General features: G+C 69.8%; 12 protein-coding genes. 9 read left to right on the top strand and 3 right to left on the bottom strand.

Going from position 1 to position 13,567, the window contains the following annotated elements:
• Window positions 1-123 precede the first annotated feature (123 nt).
• Together ASC76_RS03745 and ASC76_RS03740 are read right to left on the bottom strand one after the other, a co-directional pair.
• Window positions 124-1,113, bottom strand: a complete 990-nt coding sequence (locus ASC76_RS03745) for a quinoprotein relay system zinc metallohydrolase 1 (protein WP_235580332.1) — start codon at window positions 1,111-1,113, stop codon at window positions 124-126.
• Window positions 1,110-1,898: a quinoprotein dehydrogenase-associated SoxYZ-like carrier gene (locus ASC76_RS03740; protein WP_056462513.1), complete on the bottom strand. Its 789-nt coding sequence runs from the start codon at window positions 1,896-1,898 to the stop codon at window positions 1,110-1,112. Before ASC76_RS03740 ends, ASC76_RS03745 begins: the two co-directional genes overlap by 4 nt.
• A gap of 255 nt (window positions 1,899-2,153) precedes the next feature.
• Here ASC76_RS03740 and adh point away from each other — a divergent pair, with 255 nt between their 5' ends.
• Together adh and ASC76_RS03730 are read left to right on the top strand one after the other, a co-directional pair.
• The gene (gene adh / locus ASC76_RS03735; protein ID WP_056462510.1) at window positions 2,154-3,674 is read left to right on the top strand and encodes an aldehyde dehydrogenase; all 1,521 of its coding nucleotides are present in this window, start codon (window positions 2,154-2,156) and stop codon (window positions 3,672-3,674) included.
• Entirely contained in the window at window positions 3,674-4,042 is a 369-nt protein-coding gene (locus ASC76_RS03730) for a DUF779 domain-containing protein (protein WP_056462507.1), read from the top strand. Before adh ends, ASC76_RS03730 begins: the two co-directional genes overlap by 1 nt.
• Window position 4,043: 1 nt before the next feature.
• Here ASC76_RS03730 and pepA read toward each other — a convergent pair whose 3' ends face one another.
• On the bottom strand, window positions 4,044-4,856 hold the full coding sequence (gene pepA / locus ASC76_RS03725; RefSeq protein ID WP_056462505.1) for a flocculation-associated PEP-CTERM protein PepA: 813 nt from the start codon (window positions 4,854-4,856) through the stop codon (window positions 4,044-4,046).
• 578 nt (window positions 4,857-5,434) lie between these two features.
• Between pepA and ASC76_RS03720 the strand changes: the two genes are divergently transcribed.
• The 7 genes from ASC76_RS03720 to ASC76_RS03690 all read left to right on the top strand — a co-directional run bounded on the left by ASC76_RS03720 (window position 5,435) and on the right by ASC76_RS03690 (window position 13,565).
• Complete coding sequence (locus ASC76_RS03720) at window positions 5,435-6,364, top strand: Ku protein (RefSeq protein WP_056462501.1); 930 nt, start codon at window positions 5,435-5,437, stop codon at window positions 6,362-6,364.
• The gene (locus ASC76_RS03715) at window positions 6,361-7,224 is read left to right on the top strand and encodes a tetratricopeptide repeat protein (protein ID WP_235580331.1); all 864 of its coding nucleotides are present in this window, start codon (window positions 6,361-6,363) and stop codon (window positions 7,222-7,224) included. The genes ASC76_RS03720 and ASC76_RS03715 overlap by 4 nt, the downstream gene beginning before the upstream one ends.
• 3 nt (window positions 7,225-7,227) lie before the next feature.
• On the top strand, window positions 7,228-9,798 hold the full coding sequence (gene ligD, locus ASC76_RS03710) for a DNA ligase D (protein ID WP_056462498.1): 2,571 nt from the start codon (window positions 7,228-7,230) through the stop codon (window positions 9,796-9,798).
• Window positions 9,799-9,813: 15 nt separating this feature from the next.
• Window positions 9,814-10,203 carry a VOC family protein gene (locus ASC76_RS03705; protein WP_056462495.1) on the top strand — a complete coding sequence of 130 codons (390 nt, stop codon included), beginning with the start codon at window positions 9,814-9,816 and terminating at the stop codon, window positions 10,201-10,203.
• A gap of 16 nt (window positions 10,204-10,219) precedes the next feature.
• Entirely contained in the window at window positions 10,220-10,603 is a 384-nt protein-coding gene (locus tag ASC76_RS03700) for a cupin (RefSeq protein WP_056462492.1), read from the top strand.
• Window positions 10,604-10,726: 123 nt separating this feature from the next.
• Window positions 10,727-12,412, top strand: coding sequence for an alkaline phosphatase (locus ASC76_RS03695; protein WP_056462490.1), 1,686 nt, complete (start codon window positions 10,727-10,729; stop codon window positions 12,410-12,412).
• Window positions 12,413-12,455: 43 nt separating this feature from the next.
• Window positions 12,456-13,565 (top strand): hypothetical protein, encoded by a 1,110-nt coding sequence (locus tag ASC76_RS03690; RefSeq protein ID WP_200947092.1) that lies wholly within the window; start codon window positions 12,456-12,458, stop codon window positions 13,563-13,565.
• Window positions 13,566-13,567 lie beyond the last annotated feature (2 nt).

Here is a 13,567-nt window from a genome sequence, read left to right as displayed (position 1 = left end):
GTTGGAGCACTCGCGCGGGCGACGCGACGCGGTTTCGGCAGACCGCCGCGCGGGTTTCCCCTCGCACTGCTACATCGTCGAACAGCCGCCGCGCCAGCGTGTGACACGTCCACGCGCGGCGTGTCACGGCCGCTTCGAGAAGGCCTGCTGTTCGTAGCGCGGATAGAGGTTCGCCACGTTGCGCACATACTCGGTATCGCGCGCCGCCCAGCCGCGGAATTCGGCCGGCAGCGGCAGGCGCAGCACCTCGTTCATGTCGAAGCCGCGTTCGGCCGCGTCGCGAAACGCGCTGTCGATCCAGGCGAGATAGCGGTCGGTCGCCGCAATGGGCGCGCGCTCGCCGCCCACCGGGCCGTGGCTCGGCACCCAGGTCGCGAACGGCCAGCCGGCGAGCCGCTGCAGGCTCGCGCGCCACGCCGGCAGCTGCGCATGCGGCGTGGTCGGCACGCGCTGCGCGAACACCAGCCCGCCGGCGAACACGACGCCGCGCGTGCGGTCGACCAGCACCAGGTCGCTGTCGGTGTGGCCGCGCAGTTCGACGAGCTCGATCTCGTGGCTGCCCACGCGCTCGCGGCCGGGCACGGCGTCGGCCGACGGCAGCAGCGCCTCGGTGCCCTTCATCCACTCGCCGCACAGCCGGTAGAGGTTGTCCTCGTAGCCCCTGGCCTCGCGCTGCATGCCGGCGCGCGTGGTCGCCGTGGCCACGCGCGGCACGTCGGCGAAGGCCTGGTTGCCGAGAAAGTAGTCGGGGTGCAGGTTGAGGTGGACGACGCGAACGACCGGCTCGCGCGTCGTGCGCGCGATCAGCGCCCGCAGCTGCTCGCCGTAGCGGCGCGACGGCCCGGTGTTGATCACGACGACGCCGGCCCCGGTGGCGATGAAGCCGGTGTTGATGATGTTGCAGCCGTTCGTGACGCTGAAGTCGGCGTTCGCGCCCTCGACCACGTAGACCCCTGCGGCCAGCTCGCGCGCGCGCAGCTGGTAGTCCAGCGTCTTCGGGTCGGCCGCCTGCGCCAGCAGCGGGTCGGCCGGCTGCGCCAGCACCAGCGCCGGCAGCGCGCACAGCGCGACAAGCAGCAGCGCCCAACCGAACATCCGCCCGAGCGTGCTCATTCGATCGACCCGGCGATGCGGTTGCCGTTGTTGTCGGTGCCCACGAGTTGCAGCCGGCCGTGCGGCACGCCGGCGAAGTCGAAGCTGAACACCGGGTTCTCGCTCAGCGGCTCGAATGCATTCAACCGCAGCAGCTCACGCTCGCCGTCGCGCAGCGACAGGCGGTTGACATAGAAGGCAGGGATGCCGCCGACCAGGCCGGTGTCCATCGGGTGCATCACCCGCAGCCGCAACCGTGCGCCGGCGGTGCTGCCGGCGGGTGCGGCGCTGTGCGGGAACACGCGGCCGTTGACCTCGCCGAGCGTGCGCGCCCAGCTGCCGTCGCGCCGGGTCTCGCCGGCCGCCGTGCAGCCGCCGCCGGCCGAATCGACCCACACGCCGCCGACATGCCACACCCCGTCGCGGGTGCGCACGGCCGCCCGCACCGGGCTCGCCTGCTCGAGCTTGAAGCGGAAGCTCACGCGCGGCAGCGTGGCCAGCGGAAAGTATTCGAGCACCTTGCGGATCGGGTTGCGGTCGACGATCACGGTGATGCGCTCGACCTCCGCGAGGCCGTCGGCCGCGACGCTGATCGGCACGTTCATCGGGTCCTCCGCGAACGCGGGTCCCTGCACCTGCACGCGCGGATCGAACACGACACGGTCGGTGCCGAGGAATTCGCGCCGCAGCGCCGGCCACTGCATCGAGCCGAAGGGATCGGTGTCGGTTTGCGCGCGCGCCAGGCGCGGCGCGAGGCTTGCGGACGCTGCACCGCACAGCGTGCCGAGTACCGTTCGACGGTCCATGTGATCTGTCTCCTTGCATCGCCTTCAAGCAAGTTCCGTGCATCGAACAACCGCCCGTCGTGCGCAGCACGGATCGATTCGAATCGGGACGGCACTGTCACGGCGCGGGACACCCTTGTCGGTACTTTCCCGTGCTTTTGCACCGCGCGCAGTGCCGCCGGTGTGCTCCAACGCCGCTGGCACGTGGCATGCGCAGAAGCGGGAGTCGTCGGCCACCGACGCCACCACCAACCCCGCACACTGGAGAGACAAGACATGGACATGCTCGAACCCGGCAAATTCGGCACCGCGGTGCATTTCAAGAAGCGCTACGGCAACTACATCGGCGGCGAATGGGTCGCGCCGGTCGATAACCAGTACTTCGAGAACATCACGCCCGTCACCGGCAAGGTGTTCTGCGAGATCCCGCGCTCGACCGCGGCCGACGTGGAGCGCGCGCTCGACGCCGCGCACGCAGCCAAGGCCGCCTGGGGCAAGACCTCGACGACCGAGCGCGCGAACATCCTGAACAAGATCGCGGATCGCATGGAGCAGAACCTCGCGATGCTCGCCGCCGCCGAGACCTGGGACAACGGCAAGCCGATCCGCGAGACGACCTTCGCCGACATGCCGCTGGCGATCGACCACTTCCGGTATTTCGCGGCCTGCGTGCGCGCACAGGAAGGCGGCATCAGCCAGATCGACAACGAGACCTATGCGTACCACTTCCACGAGCCGATCGGCGTGGTCGGCCAGATCATCCCGTGGAACTTCCCGATCCTGATGGCGGTGTGGAAGCTCGCGCCGGCGCTGGCCGCCGGCAACTGCGTGGTGCTCAAGCCGGCGGAACAGACGCCGGTGTCGATCCTGGTGCTGATGGAGCTGATCGGCGACCTGCTGCCACCGGGCGTGCTGAACGTCGTCAACGGCTTCGGTCTCGAGTGCGGCAAGCCGCTCGCGTCGAGCAACCGCATCGGCAAGATCGCCTTCACCGGCGAGACGACGACGGGCCGGCTGATCTCGCAGTACGCGAGCCAGAACCTGATCCCGGTCACGCTCGAGCTCGGCGGCAAGTCGCCGAACATCTTCTTCGCCGACGTGATGGAGAAGGACGACGGCTTCTTCGACAAGGCGCTCGAAGGCTTCGCGATGTTCGCGCTGAACCAGGGCGAGGTCTGCACCTGCCCGTCGCGCGTGCTGGTGCAGGAGTCGATCTACGACAAGTTCATCGAACGCGCCGTCGCGCGGGTCGCCGCGATCAAGCAGGGCAGCCCGCTGGACATGGAGACGATGATCGGCGCGCAGGCCTCGAGCGAGCAGCTCGAGAAGATCCTGAGCTACCTCGACATCGGCCGCCAGGAAGGCGCGAAGGTGCTGATCGGCGGCGAGCGCAACACGCTGCAGGGCGACCTCGAAGGCGGCTACTACGTGAAGCCGACCGTGTTCCGCGGCCACAACAAGATGCGCATCTTCCAGGAGGAGATCTTCGGGCCGGTGGTCTCGGTCACGACCTTCAAGGACGAGGAGGACGCGCTCGCGATCGCCAACGACACGCTGTACGGCCTGGGCGCCGGCGTCTGGAGCCGCGACATGAACACGGCCTTCCGCATGGGCAAGGGCATCCAGGCCGGCCGCGTCTGGACCAACTGCTACCACCAGTACCCGGCGCATGCGGCGTTCGGTGGCTACAAGCAGTCGGGCATCGGCCGCGAGAACCACAAGATGATGCTCGACCACTACCAGCAGACCAAGAACCTGCTGGTCAGCTACAGCGAGAACAAGCTCGGGTTCTTCTGATGACGGAGCCCGTGCTCCGGGTCACGGCGACCGCTGCGGCGGTCGCCCTGATCGAGCGGCTGCGCGCGAAGCACGGCCCGCTGATGTTCCATCAGTCGGGCGGGTGCTGCGACGGCAGCGCGCCGATGTGCTACCCCGCGGGCGAGTTCATCGTCGGCGACTACGACAGGCTGCTCGGCCACATCGGCGGCGCGCCGTTCTACATCAGCGGCTCGCAGTTCGAGTACTGGCAGCACACGCACCTGATCATCGACGTGGTGCCCGGCCGCGGCGGGATGTTCTCGCTGGAGGGGCCGGAAGGCCTGCGCTTCCTGACCCGCTCGCGGCTCTACACCGACGCCGAGTGGCAGGTGCTGTCGGCGCAGTAGGTCAGGCCGGGGAACGGCGACGGCGGGTCACGTAGCCGACGGCGGCCAGCCCGGCGAACATCAGGGCATAGGTGCCCGGCTCCGGCACGGGGGCCTGGAAGCTGATCTTGCCGCCGCCCTGGGTGATGAAGAACCCGCCGCCCTCGGCGAACGGCGTGATCGTGTCCGGCGTGTTCGCGAAGGTGGTCAGCGCGACGTCGTAGAACGGATTGGGCGCCGCGAAGAACGCGGCGTTGGTCGGGTCGACGACGAACCCGAGCGAGGCCCCCGCGAACGCGTAGAACTTGCCGGTCAGCGCATCGGGCAGCGTCGAGCCGCCGCCGGACAGCAGCGAGCCGGTGGCCAGCACGATTTCGTTCGCCGCGGTTTCCACCGCATTGCCGCCGGCGTCGAACCCGAAGGTCGCGGTGCCGACGTCGTTGTAGCCGTACATCGTGTAGCTCAGCTGGCTGAAGGTGGCCACGGTGGGCGATGCGGCCGGGTCGGTGCCCACCGTCGTGCCGCTGGCGGTGAAGGACACGTACATGCCCAGGCCGGGCACCGCGATGTTCGGATCGCTCGCCGACTGGAAGCCGGTCATCACCAGGTAGCCGGTCTCGGTGAACTCGGTGGCGCTGGTGAACGTGACCTTCGAGTAATCCGAGATCAGGATGTTGTTCGCGGTGACGCTCGTGCCGGTCAGGCCGACCGCGCCCGGGTCGAACGTGAACGATGGCGGGTCCGCCGCCAGCGCCGCCGAACCGGTCGCAGCGATCGCCAGGGCTGCGGCAGCGCGGAACATGCGGGTCGCGGCGATGATGGGCTTGCTCGTCATGGGATCCTCCCGGCGCGGATTGCGCAGCCCGCAAAGCATCCCCCTCCTGCGCCGGCTTGCGCTAGGGCAAAGCCCGGTGCAACATCGCGGCGATTGTTTCCGTTCGTAAGCGCGAGGCGACGCCTTGCGCCTTGCCCGCATCGACCGACGGCTCGACGCGTTGCGGCTGCGCGCCGTGGGCAGACCGATCGAGGCGACGTGCGCTAGCTCGGCCCGACCGACCGCCTGACGCGAGCTGTCGTGTGCGCAGAGCGAGTTCGAGACCGGGCGCGTCCGCGCGCGCCCTGAGCGCGCGTCGCAACGGTCACTCCTCGACGTCGAGCGTCGAGTCCCGCGGGCAGAGCGCCAGGCCCAGCGAAAGCAGCGCCCAGAGGGCCATCGTCGTGATCACCATGTTGCGTGGCCGGATTGGTTGTGGAAACAAATGGTAACGATTCTCTCGTCCGCGCGACACCCCGGGTTCGGGCGGGTCGGGCGCAGCCTGAATGCGACACGCGCCGCCGTCCTACGCCCGCCACGGTGACGCCACGGCCCGGCCCACGTACCATCCACGACTCCCCGAGCACTGGAGACCGCCCATGGCAGCACGTTCCATCGCGTCCCTGAATTTGAGCTTCGGCCTGGTGTCGATCCCGGTCAAGCTGTACTCGGCGACCGAAAGCTCGGCCACCGTCAAGTTCAACCTGCTCGCCAAGGACGGTTCGCGCGTGAAGCAGCAATACGTCTCGGAGCGGGACCAGTCGGTGGTCCCGCGCGCCGAGATGGTCAAGGGCTACGAGGTCGAGAAGGACAAGTTCGTGCTGTTCACCGCCGAGGAGCTGAAGCAGCTCGAGGAAGGCGGCAGCCACGTGATCGAGATCGTCGCGTTCGTGCCCGAGAAGTCGGTCGACCCGCGCTACTACGACAAGGCCTACCTGCTCGCTCCGGACAAGCGCGGCGGCAAGCCGTACGCGCTGCTGCTGGAGGCGATGCGCTCGAGCGGCAAGTCGGCGCTGGCGCGCTGGTCGTGGAAGGCCAAGCAGTACGTCGTCCAGGTCCGCGCGACCGACGAGGGCCTGGTGCTGCAGCAGCTGCTGTATGCCGAAGAGGTCCGCTCGTTCAAGGAGCTGAACATCGAGCCGGTGACGATCTCGCCGCCGGAACTGCAGCTCGCGCTGCAGCTGATCGACCAGATCTCCGAGCCCGCCTACGACCCGGCGCAGTTCAAGGACGAGGAGCGCCAGCGCGTGCTCGCCGCGATCGACGCGAAGATCGCCGGCCAGCAGGTGATCGCGTCCACGCACACCGAGGAGGCCCCGGTCGGCGCCCAGGTCATCGACCTGATGGCCGCGCTGCAGGCCAGCCTCGGCAAGAAGCAGCCGGCCGCGGCCAAGGGCGCGGCGCCGCAGAAGGCCGGCGCGACGCTCGCGGCCGTCGGCGAGACCAAGGTCCGCAAGGCCGTCAAGCGCGCCCCGGCCGCCGAGCCCGAAGTCGTCGCCGCATCCGCCAGGTCACGCGCGAAGAAGTGAACGCGACGGCGATCGACGCACCGTTCACCCTGAAGCGCGTGCAGGAGATGCTCGGCCTGTCGGGCGCGACGGTCACCAAGCTGATCTCCGCCGGTTTCGTCACGCCGGTGCGCGGACAGCGCAACGAGCATCGCTTCTCGTTCCAGGACCTGATGCTGCTGCGCACCGCGCACGCGCTGCAGCAGGCCCGCATCCCGCCGCGCAAGATCCTGCGCTCGCTGACCAAGCTCAAGGCGGAGCTGCCTGCCGAGCTGCCGCTGACCGGGCTGCGCATCACCGCAGTCGGCGCCGACGTGGTCGTGCGCGACCGTTCGGGCCAGTGGACGGCCGAATCGGGCCAGCTGGTGCTCGACTTCGAAGTCGCCGAGGTCGGCGGCACGGTGTCGTTCATGTCGGCCGCCGCAGCGACCCCGACGCCGGGCTCGGCCACGGCCGCGGCGTCGACGGCGGCCGACTGGTTCCGCCAGGGCGAGGCGCTGGAAGCGCGTGATCGCGGCGGCGCGGAAGCGGCCTACCGCCGCGCGGTCGAGCTCGACGCGAACGCCACCGCCGCCTACCTGAACCTGGGTGCGCTGCTGTGCGAGGACGGCCGCGCCGACGAGGCACTGGCACTGTACGACCAGGCCTTGCGCGCGCTCGCGCACGAGCCGCTGATCCACTTCAACCACGCCATCGCACTGGAGGACCGCGGCCAGCAGCGCGAGGCGCTCGCCGCGTACGAACGTGCGCTCGCGCTGGAACCGACGCTGGCCGATGCGCACTACAACGCCGGCATGCTGCTCGAGTCGCTCGGCGACGAGAAGGCGGCGATCCGCCATTTCAGCGCCTACCGGCGCCTGCACCGGACCGAAGGGCGCTGACCCATGGCGGCGCGGAAGGCGGCCGAGGCCGCCCGACCCACCGGTCCCCTGTCGACCTACTGGGCCAAGCGCAATTTCGCGGTCACGCAGGAGCCACGCGGCGAGCACGCCGAAGCAGCCGACGGCCGCTCGTTCGTCGTCCAGAAGCACGCGGCGAGCCGCCTGCACTACGACTTCCGGCTCGAGCTCGGCGGCGTGCTGGTCTCGTGGGCGGTGCCCAAGGGGCCGAGCTTCGACCCGTCCGACAAGCGCATCGCCGTGCATGTGGAAGATCACCCGCTGAGCTACGGCGGCTTCGAGGGCACGATCCCGCCGAAGCAGTACGGTGCCGGCACTGTGATCGTGTGGGACAACGGCCGCTGGGAGCCGGTGGGCGACCCGGTCGAGGGCCTGGCGAAGGGCAAGCTGCTGTTCAAGCTGCATGGCCAGAAGCTGATGGGGCTGTGGGAGCTGGTGCGCATCGCGAAGCCCGGCGACAAGCAGGACCTGTGGATCCTGTTCAAGAAGCGCGGCGATGCCTACGCACGGCCGAAGGCGGAGTACGACGTGCTCACCGCCCTGCCCGACAGCGTGATCGCCAGGCCGTTGAAGCAACCCGTCGCCAGCCCCGACACCGTCACGCGTCGGCGCGGCAAGGACGAAGCCATCGCGGGCGCGGTCAAGGCCAAGCTGCCCGAGAAGATGACACCGCAGCTGGCGACGCTGGCCGCCGCGATCCCGCGCAGCGGCGAGTGGCTGTGCGAGATCAAGTTCGACGGCTACCGCATCATGGCCCGCATCGAAGATGGCGGGGCCCGGCTGATCACGCGCGGCGGCCACGACTGGTCGGGCAAGATGCCCGAGCTCGTCACCGAACTCGAATCGATGAAGATCCGCTCGGCCTGGCTCGACGGCGAGATCGTCGTGCTCGACGAGGCCGGCCTGCCGAGCTTCAACCGGCTGCAGAAGGCGTTCGACCGCCAGGGCAGCGGCGCCGGCATCGACTACTTCCTGTTCGACCTGCCGTTCTTCGAAGGCTACGACCTGCGCGAGCTGCCGCTGGTCGAGCGGCGCCGCCTGCTCAAGGCGCTGCTGGACGACAAGGGCACGACGCATGTGCGCTACAGCGCGGACTTCGCCGGCGACCCGACCTCGGTACTGCAGTCGGCCTGCCGCATGAAGCTCGAAGGCATCATCGCGAAGCGCGCCGACGCGCCCTACGCCTCGCGCCGCACCGAGACCTGGCTGAAGCTCAAGTGCAAGCTGCGCCAGGAGTTCGTCGTCGCCGGCTACACCGACCGCAGCGACGGCGCGGCGCAGATCGGCAGCCTGCTGCTCGGCGTGTACGACGACGCCGGCCAGCTGGTCTCGGTCGGCAGCGTCGGCACGGGCTGGGACGCGGCCGAAGCGGCGGCGCTGAAGAAGCAGCTCGCGAAGCTCGAGGTGCCGCGCGCGCCGTTCGCGGCCGGCGCGAGCGCGCCGGGTCGCTGGTCGCGCCGGGCGGTTGGCAGCGAGCGCTGGGTGCAGCCGAAGCTGGTCGCCGAAGTCGAGTACGCCGAGATGACGCCGGACGGGCAGATCCGCCACGCGACCTACGTCGCGCTGCGCTCGGACAAGCCCGCCACCGAGATCCGCCGCGAGCAGGCGCGCAGCGCCGAGTTCGCGCCGCCCGCGCCCGCGCCGCGCCGGGCGAACGCGGTGCAGGTCACCCACCCCGAGCGCGTGATCGATGCGTCGACCGGCCTGACCAAGCTCGACCTGGTGCGCTACTACGAGTCGGTCGCCGAGTACATGCTGCCGCACCTGAAGGGGCGGCCGTGCTCGCTGGTGCGCGGCCCTACCGGCGTCGGCGGGCAGCTGTTCTTCCAGAAGCACGCCGAGCGCACCGCGATCCCCGGCATCAAGATCATGGACCCGGCGCTGTGGCCCGAGCACGACGCGCTGCTCGAGATCCCGAGCGCGCTCGCGCTGGCCGGCGCGGCGCAGATGAACGTGATCGAGTTCCACACCTGGAACTCGACCGCGCGCCGCATCGACCAGCCGGACCGCATGATCTACGACCTCGATCCCGGCGAAGGCACGGCGTGGCCCCAGGTGCAGGAGGCGGCGCTGCTGGTGCGCGGCTTCCTCCAGGAGCTCGGCCTGAAGTGCTGGCTCAAGACCAGCGGCGGCAAGGGGCTGCACGTGGTCGTGCCGCTCGCGCCGGTGGCCGACTACGACACGGTCAAGGGATTTTCGAAGGCCGTGGTCGAGCACCTCGCCCGGGTCGTGCCGTCGCGCTTCGTCGCGAAGAGCGGCGGGTCGAACCGGGTCGGCAAGCTGTTCGTCGACTACCTGCGCAACGGCCACGGCGCGACCACCGCGGCCGCGTTCTCGGCCCGCGCGCGCCCCGGGCTCGGCGTCTCGATGCCGGTGTCGTGGGACGATCTGGCCGGGTTGAAAAGCGGCGCGCAATGGACCATCGCGGACGCGCGCGAACACCTGTCGTTCCAGCGGGTCGATCCGTGGGCGGACTACTGGACGACCCGGCAGAAGCTGCGTGCCGCGATGCAGGCGCTCGGCTACCGGCCCGCCAAGCCCACGCCGGCGCGGTGACACCGCACCCCCGTCATGCCCGCCCGACTCGACCACCTGATCGTCCCGTCGCACGACCGCGTCGCGGCCGCGCGCCGGCTCGCGCACCTGCTCGACGTCCCCTGGGCGGCCCAGGGCGCGGCCGGCCCGTTCTCGCCGGTCTACGTGAACGACGACCTCACGCTCGACTTCGACCAGTGGAGCGGCCCGCTGCCGCGGCTGCACTATGCCTTCCGGGTCCAGGCCGACGAGTTCGACGCGATCCTCGCGCGCATCCGCGCCGCGGGCATTCCGTTTCGCAGCCTGCCGCACGGCACCGACGACGGCCAGGTGAATCAGGCCTGCGGCGGCTGTCTGATCTACTGGGGCGAGCCCGACGGCCACGTCTGGGAGATCCTGACCGTCAGCTACGCGAGGCTGCCCTGACCACGCAAGGAACCCCATGCCCCTGAATCCGCAGCACGATTACGTTCACCTGGCCGCGGATGGCAGCGCCACCGCGCTGCCCGGCGGCGACGCCTTCTGGCATCTGGCGGCGGCCGAGTCGGCGCGCTACGGCGCGGGCTGGCTCGTGTCCGAGTACGAGTTCGTCGCCGACTGGCCGACCTGGGAGATGCACCCGGAGGGCGACGAGTTCGTCTACCTGCTGTCGGGGGAAGTCGACCTCCTGCTCGAAACGCCTGCGGGGCTGCAGTCGGTGACGCTCGCCGGCCGCGGCGCGGTCGTCGTGCCGCGCGGGGTATGGCACACCGCCAAGGTCCGGGTCGCGCCGAGCCGGATGCTGCATGTGACCCGGGGCGGCGGCACGCAGGTGCGGCCGGCGTAGCGCGCCCCCGGGGACGCGCCGGTCGCCATGGGCCGGCGGCAGGCCTCGCGACACGCGGCGGTCACATGGCGCCCGTACCGTCCCGTCGAGTCATTCCACTCGATCGACCAGGACAGAAACACCATGGGCCGTCCCCGCCACATCCAACCCGTCCGCGTCGGCGCCAACCGCCGCGACTTCTTCAAGCGCTCCGGCTCGGCCGCGGTCGCGCTCGCGTCGACGCCGCTGCTGACACTCGGATCAGCGCAGGCGGCGGGGCGACCCGGCGCCGTCTTCCAGCACGGCGTCGCGAGCGGCGACCCGCTGGCCGACCGCGTCATCCTGTGGACGCGGGTCTCGCCGACCAGCGCCGCAGCCAGCACGGTCGTGGTGGACTATGTGGTCGCGCTCGATCCGGCGTTCGATCGCGTGGTCGCGCGGGGCCGCACGAAGACGGATGCGAGCGCGGACTTCACGGTGAAGGTGGATCCGTCGGGCCTGCGCCCGAACACGACGCACTACTACCGCTTCTCGGCGCAAGGCGTCGAATCGCCGATCGGCCGCACGCGCACGCTGCCGGTCGGCGGCACGCGCCAGTTGCGCATGGCCGTCGTGAGCTGCTCGAACTTCGCCTACGGGTACTTCAACGTCTACCGGCGCCTGGCCGAGCGGGCGGACCTCGACATGGTCGTGCACCTGGGCGACTACCTCTACGAGTACGGCAGCGGCCAGTACGGCAACGTCCGCCCGAGCGAGCCGGCGCATGAGATCGTCTCGCTGGCCGACTACCGCGCCCGCCATGCGCAGTACAAGCGCGACCCGGATTCGCAGGCCATGCATCGGCAGCACCCGCTGGTCGCGATCTGGGACGACCACGAGACCGCGAACAACGCCTATCGCGACGGCGCCGAGAACCACACGCCGGGCAGCGAAGGTGACTGGAACGCGCGCGTCGCCGCCGCGCTGCAGTCCTATTACGAGTGGATGCCGGTGCGCGAGGTCGACGCCGCCAACCCGCGCCGCAACTACCGCAGCTATGCGTTCGGCAACCTGGTCGACCTGATCATGCTCGAGGAGCGGCTCGGAGCGCGCTCGCTGCAGCTGGGATCGAACATCGGCAACGCCAGCGGCTACTTCGTGCAGAGCGGCGCCTATGCCGACCCGACGCGCCAGCTGCTCGGCGCCGCCGAGGAAGCCTGGCTGTTCGACAAGCTGCGCACCAGCAGCGCGAAATGGAAGTTCCTGGGCCAGGGCGTCATGTTCGCGCAGCTCAAGGCCGTGGGCGCACCGAATGCAGCCGGCGGCGGCGTGTTCATCAACTCGGACCAGTGGGACGGCTACCAACCGGCACGCGACCGCGTCTACGCGGTGCTGAAGGGCGACGAATCGCACGCGCCGGTGGGCAACGTCGTCGTGCTGACCGGCGACATCCACAGCTCCTGGGCTGCCGACCTGACGCCCGACCCGAACAACCCGTTGCCGGCGCAGGGCGGCTACGACCCGGTGAGCGGCGCCGGCTCGCGTGCGGTGGAGTTCGTCGGCACGTCGGTGTCGTCGCCGGGCGTGTCGGACCCGAGCGGCGCGGTCGCGAACAGCCTGCGCCCCGCCAATCCGCACTTCAAGTACATCGACCTGAACCGGCGCGGCTACATGCTGATCGACGCGGATGCCAGCCGCTGCGTCTGTGAGTGGTGGTTCGTCGACACCGTGGCCAGCGTCAGCAACATCGAAACCTTTGGTGTCGCCTTCGAGGTGCGCGACGGCGAGAACCGGTTGATCGCGTCGGTGCAGACGCCGAATCGCGTGTCCCCGCCGCTCCTCGCGCCGTGACTTCCCCTTGCGTCAGACCCCAGCAACTTTCCGGAGATCGACCATGAGACTCAACAAGATCCTGACCCTGTCGGCCGTCAGCGCATTCTTCGCGCTTGCGGCGACGAACATCGCGATCGCGGACGACGACAGCGACGACGCGCGCGGCCGCAACGCGCCGTATGCGATCGGCCTGTGGGGCGACATGCCGTATTCCGACGCGCAGGCGCTCAAGGGCGTCCCGAACCTGATCGCCGACATGAACCGTCAGGACCTCGCGTTCACGATCCACGATGGCGACCTCAAGGCCGGCAGCGGCACACCCGGCTCGGTGACGCCGACGACCTGCAGCGACGCGATGTACCTTCAGGCGCTGGGCTTCTTCGCCGCGCTGAAGGCGCCGGCGATGTTCACGCCCGGCGACAACGACTGGACGGACTGCGACCGCCCGGCGAACGGCGGCTTCTCGTCGCGCGAGCGCCTGGATCATCAGCGCAAGGTGTTCTTCGACACGCCCTTCTCGCTCGGGCAGAAGCGCATGCGGCAGGAGGTGCAGACCGCGGCGCTGTGCCTGGGCGTCAATGGTGCAGTGCCCTGCGTCGAGAACCGCCGCTGGACCCATGGCCGCGTGACCTACGTGACGCTCAATGTCCAGGGTTCGTGCAACAACCTGTGCGACACCGCGCCGGACCCGGCGGAATTCGCGGCGCGCAATCTGGCCAACATCGCGTGGCTGCGCGAGAGCTTCCGTTTCGCGGCGGCGCGGCAGTCGGCGGCGGTGATGATCATCGCGCAGGCGAACCCGGGCTGGGACGCCACCGACGGCACGCGCGCGCCGCTGCGCGATCCCAAGACGCTGGTGGAGACCGATGGCCAGCTCGATGGATTCAAGGACTATCTGCTGGCCCTGCGCGACGAGGTGGTCGCGTTCCGCAAGCCCGTCGCCTACGTGCACGGCGACTCGCATTACCACCGGATCGACAAGCCGTTCCTCGACGCGGCCGGCCGTCGCCTCGAGAACTTCACGCGCGTCGAGACCTTCGGCGACAACCAGGCCAACGGCAACAACGACGTGAACTGGCTGAAGGTGACGGTCGATCCGCGCAGTCGCGAGGTGTTCTCTTACGAGGCGCAGATCGTGCCGGCGAACCGCGTGGCCGTGCCGGCACCTTGAGG

This window comes from Rhizobacter sp. Root404 (genome assembly GCF_001425865.1).
Classification (GTDB): domain Bacteria; phylum Pseudomonadota; class Gammaproteobacteria; order Burkholderiales; family Burkholderiaceae_C; genus LMDS01.
This window is presented reverse-complemented; position numbering and strand designations above follow the sequence as displayed.

Bases quoted from the DNA above. Each gene is read 5' to 3' on its own strand.
- ASC76_RS03690 (WP_200947092.1), top strand. From the start codon at position 12,456: ATGAGACTCAACAAGATCCTGACCCTGTCGGCCGTCAGCGCATTCTTC.
- ligD (WP_056462498.1), top strand. From the start codon at position 7,228: ATGGCGGCGCGGAAGGCGGCCGAGGCCGCCCGACCCACCGGTCCCCTG.
- ASC76_RS03720 (WP_056462501.1), top strand. From the start codon at position 5,435: ATGGCAGCACGTTCCATCGCGTCCCTGAATTTGAGCTTCGGCCTGGTG.
- pepA (WP_056462505.1), bottom strand. From the start codon at position 4,856: ATGACGAGCAAGCCCATCATCGCCGCGACCCGCATGTTCCGCGCTGCC.
- ASC76_RS03745 (WP_235580332.1), bottom strand. From the start codon at position 1,113: ATGAGCACGCTCGGGCGGATGTTCGGTTGGGCGCTGCTGCTTGTCGCG.
- ASC76_RS03730 (WP_056462507.1), top strand. From the start codon at position 3,674: ATGACGGAGCCCGTGCTCCGGGTCACGGCGACCGCTGCGGCGGTCGCC.
- ASC76_RS03695 (WP_056462490.1), top strand. From the start codon at position 10,727: ATGGGCCGTCCCCGCCACATCCAACCCGTCCGCGTCGGCGCCAACCGC.
- ASC76_RS03700 (WP_056462492.1), top strand. From the start codon at position 10,220: ATGCCCCTGAATCCGCAGCACGATTACGTTCACCTGGCCGCGGATGGC.
- adh (WP_056462510.1), top strand. From the start codon at position 2,154: ATGGACATGCTCGAACCCGGCAAATTCGGCACCGCGGTGCATTTCAAG.
- ASC76_RS03705 (WP_056462495.1), top strand. From the start codon at position 9,814: ATGCCCGCCCGACTCGACCACCTGATCGTCCCGTCGCACGACCGCGTC.
- ASC76_RS03740 (WP_056462513.1), bottom strand. From the start codon at position 1,898: ATGGACCGTCGAACGGTACTCGGCACGCTGTGCGGTGCAGCGTCCGCA.